Origin of the sequence: Thermococcus sp. 101 C5, assembly GCF_009372125.1 — an archaeon.
Classification (GTDB): Archaea; Methanobacteriota_B; Thermococci; order Thermococcales; family Thermococcaceae; genus Thermococcus_A; species Thermococcus_A bergensis.
Window position 1 is genome coordinate 1 of sequence record NZ_WHIZ01000105.1, and the last position, 3360, is coordinate 3360.

Here is a 3360-nt window from a genome sequence, read left to right on the forward strand (position 1 = left end):
TTCTCCCAGTTGTGGAGGGTTGAGTAGTGAATGTTTGCTCCGAAGAATTTTCTGCCGTAGTGCTGGGCGTCTCTGAGAGGTAGGTTGTAGTATTGTTTAAAGAGGAGTATTGCCAGTATTGTTTTTACTGGAAATTTTTTGGATTTTGGCAGGTTCTTCAGCTTTCCTTCTGATTCGAAGTCTGCTAAAACGTCAAGAATTGCGAATGCCACGCTTTCAGGGTCTTTGAGTCTGTGATCCCATCTGGGGATCACGACAACCACCCGAAAGAATTCAGCAAAAACCCTAATAAAGGTTACTATAAACACGCCCGAAACCACCAAAAATTTTAAATACCTCCATCATCACAATTGGGATTGCAGATACTTGCTGGTGGTGTCTGAATTGGAGGATAGGAAATTTGGAAAGAAAAGGATGGAAAGAGGGGGTTCAAGACTGCCCCCAGTTAAGGTTGGAGAAAGGTATAAGGTAAAGATAGAAGCCCTCGGAAAAGGTGGAGACGGAATAGCAAGGGTTAAAGGCTTTGTGATTTTTGTCCCCAACACGAAAGTGGGGGACGAAGTGGAGATTGTCATAAATTCCGTGAAACAGAAGTTTGCATTCGGAGAAATTATTGGTTGATTATTTTCCTTTCTTCCCCTTTTATACGAAAATCTTATATTTCATTTTGTAATAGAAGTAGTGTGTCTATCACTGCAATAATTTAGCGACTTTGTCACTGCTTTAAAGACTCGCCTATCAAGGAAGTGTGAGTAATGCCGGTTATAATCGTTACCGGGAGAGGGGGAGCTGGTAAAACCACGACCACTGCAAATCTAAGCGTGTATTTTGCTCAAAAGGAGTATAGAACTTTAGCTATAGATGGTGACCTATTCTTGCCCAATCTTGGCTTTCACTTTGCTTTGGATAATGTCAACTATACTGTCCATTCCCTTCTCAAAAACCCTGATATTGATCCCGAGTGGGCGATTTATAGACATGAAAAGACGGGAGTTAACGTGATGCCGGGTAGCACCAGGTTGCAGGATGTGGTAGGTATATCCCCCAAAAGATTGAGAGATATCGTAGAACAAATGAGATACAAGTTCCCAATAGTTTTTGTTGATTCTCCAACGGGAATTCCCTTTGACACCCTTCCGACTTTTGAAGTTGCAGATTATCAAATAATAGTTGTTGAAGTTGAGAGGTCACCGATTTATTCCTTTGAAACAATGGTGGAGAATGAGATTAACAAGCTTAAGGCAATAGGCGAGGAATATGGGTTAAAGATTGGGGTAGTGCTAAACAAGGTTAGGGAATCGGAGGATGTTATAGACCACATAATAGACGAGATTACTGAAAACGTTGGCCTGCCGGTTGTTGGGGTAATACCATTTGATGAGTATGTTCCGGAATCCATAAACGTGGGGATCCCAGTACTTGCATATAAACCAAGAAGCGATGCGGCTATAGCGTTTTATGAGGCCGGAGAGATATTAGAGGAATGGATATTTAGGAAGGTTAAAAAGATCTGAAATCTCTTTTGGGGGTAGGAAGATGAACTTGGAAGAACTTATTGAAAAAGTGGCCAGTGGAGAAATTAAGCTCCACGAGGTGGAAAAATACACCGGGGACAAAAAGCTTGCAACAGATGTAAGAAGGAAGGCCCTCGAGAAAAAGCTTGGGATAAGCCTTGAAAACATCGGGTACTATTCCATCGACCCAAACCAGGTCATAGGAAAGAACATTGAAAACATGATCGGCGTCGTCCAAATACCTATGGGAGTCGCCGGGCCGTTGAAGATAAATGGAGAATACGCCAAAGGGGAGTTCTACATCCCCCTAGCAACAACCGAAGGGGCCCTAGTTGCAAGCGTTAATAGAGGGTGCTCAGCTTTAACTGCTGCAGGTGGCGTGAAAACAACCATAATCGACGACAAAATGACAAGGGCGCCCCTTTTAAAATGCACCGATGCAAGGAGGGCGAGAGAGGTCGCCAGATGGGTCGAAGAAAACCTCGAATACCTGCAAGAAAAGGCGGTTTCCAAAGTGACCAAACACGGAAAACTTAGGGGAGTTAAGCCCTACATCGTAGGCAACAACCTCTACCTGCGCTTTGAGTTCGAGACGGGCGATGCCATGGGCATGAACATGGTCACGATAGCGAGTGAAGAGATCATGAAGGTTATCGAAGAGCACTTCCCGGATGTTAAATATTTAGCCCTTTCTGGAAACCTCTGCGTTGATAAGAAGCCCAACGCAATGAACTTCATCAACGGCAGAGGAAAGACTATTATAGCCGAGGCAATTATCCCGAGGGAAATTGTGGAGAAAAAGCTCAAAACAACACCCGAGCTCATAGCAGAGGTCAACTACAGGAAAAACCTCGTAGGTTCAGCCCAGGCCGGAAGCTACGGCTTTAACGCCCACTTTGCGAACATTGTAGGAGCAATATTCCTTGCAACCGGCCAGGATGAAGCCCAGATAACTGAAGGCTCCCATGGAATAACCCTTGCAGAAGTAACTCCCGAGGGAGATTTATACATAAGCGTAACGATGCCGAGCCTCGAAATCGGAACAGTGGGGGGAGGAACGAGAGTAGCTACGCAGAGGGAAGCATTAAGCATCATGGGCGTTGCTGGCGGTGGAGAGCCAGCAGGAACAAATGCAAAGAAGTTTGCGGAGATTGTTGCAGGTGCAGTATTAGCGGGAGAACTCTCTTTGTTGGCAGCTATAGCGGCAAAACACCTTGCAAAGGCGCACAAAGAGCTTGGACGTTGAGGTTTTATTTCTTTTCTAAAAATTCTAAAGCTGATGGCGGGAAGCTTATCTTTGTGATTTTAGTCTTCTTTTTCTTCTCTACTAATCTAACTCCTCTAAATTGCAAAAGCAGGAATGGTTGCCCCATCAGGAATGCCATCAGAAACACCACTATTGCAATCAGAACTGAGGAGAGCAAGAAGTCCCAATAACTTTTAGGCTCGAAGAACGCAGATGTAACAACACCTCCCACCATAGAGACCAAAAAGGTCATCATGGAGAATCTCCTGCGCTTCTTTGGGTCTATTTTGCCTTCGCATATGAGCTTAAGGAGACCCTAGTTCCCATTAGATCGTTAGAGTTATAAGCACTTAAGTCTTTTGATTGATTGGTGGTTGTATTGAGTTTTCAGAGGGAAATCCTGATCATAAAATCCGAAATCTACCCGATAATCAGCAAACACTACCCGAAAAACACTCACAGGGAAATAATCAGCCTCTACGACCTAATAACCTTCGCAATACTAGCACACTTGCACTTTAACGGAGTTTACAAGCACGCTTACAGAGTCCTAATCGAAGAAATGAAGCTGTTCCCCAAAATCAGGTACAACAAACTAAC

Annotated in this window: 5 protein-coding genes and 1 pseudogene; 4 read left to right on the forward strand and 2 right to left on the reverse strand. The window is 44.1% G+C overall.

Features of this window, described 5'->3' with window-relative positions; all coding sequences use genetic code 11:
• Positions 1–308: hypothetical protein (locus GBV73_RS10775; RefSeq protein WP_152878962.1), on the reverse strand; the 308-nt coding region annotated here is incomplete at its 3' end.
• A gap of 106 nt (positions 309–414) precedes the next feature.
• Between GBV73_RS10775 and GBV73_RS10780 the strand changes: the two genes are divergently transcribed.
• The 3 genes from GBV73_RS10780 (at position 415) to hmgA (ending at position 2760) form a co-directional block, all read left to right on the forward strand.
• Positions 415–621, forward strand: a complete 207-nt coding sequence (locus tag GBV73_RS10780) for a TRAM domain-containing protein (protein ID WP_152881289.1) — start codon at positions 415–417, stop codon at positions 619–621.
• Positions 622–755: 134 nt separating this feature from the next.
• Positions 756–1514, forward strand: a complete 759-nt coding sequence (locus tag GBV73_RS10785) for a MinD/ParA family protein (RefSeq protein WP_152881285.1) — start codon at positions 756–758, stop codon at positions 1512–1514.
• A 22-nt stretch (positions 1515–1536) separates the two neighbouring features.
• Complete coding sequence (gene hmgA / locus GBV73_RS10790; RefSeq protein ID WP_152881287.1) at positions 1537–2760, forward strand: hydroxymethylglutaryl-CoA reductase (NADPH); 1224 nt, start codon at positions 1537–1539, stop codon at positions 2758–2760.
• Positions 2761–2764: 4 nt separating this feature from the next.
• Here the strand turns inward: hmgA and GBV73_RS11495 are convergent, their stop codons facing one another.
• Positions 2765–2899, reverse strand: coding sequence for a hypothetical protein (locus GBV73_RS11495; RefSeq protein WP_256371128.1), 135 nt, complete (start codon positions 2897–2899; stop codon positions 2765–2767).
• 231 nt (positions 2900–3130) lie between these two features.
• Between GBV73_RS11495 and GBV73_RS10800 the strand changes: the two are divergent.
• A pseudogene (locus tag GBV73_RS10800) lies at positions 3131–3360 on the forward strand (IS982 family transposase); the annotation flags it as partial.

What these genes read in the sequence shown, in the direction of transcription:
- hmgA (WP_152881287.1), top strand. Translation starts at nt 1,537, where the DNA reads ATGAACTTGGAAGAACTTATTGAAAAAGTGGCCAGTGGAGAAATTAAG.
- GBV73_RS11495 (WP_256371128.1), bottom strand. Translation starts at nt 2,899, where the DNA reads ATGGCATTCCTGATGGGGCAACCATTCCTGCTTTTGCAATTTAGAGGA.
- GBV73_RS10780 (WP_152881289.1), top strand. Translation starts at nt 415, where the DNA reads ATGGAAAGAGGGGGTTCAAGACTGCCCCCAGTTAAGGTTGGAGAAAGG.
- GBV73_RS10785 (WP_152881285.1), top strand. Translation starts at nt 756, where the DNA reads ATGCCGGTTATAATCGTTACCGGGAGAGGGGGAGCTGGTAAAACCACG.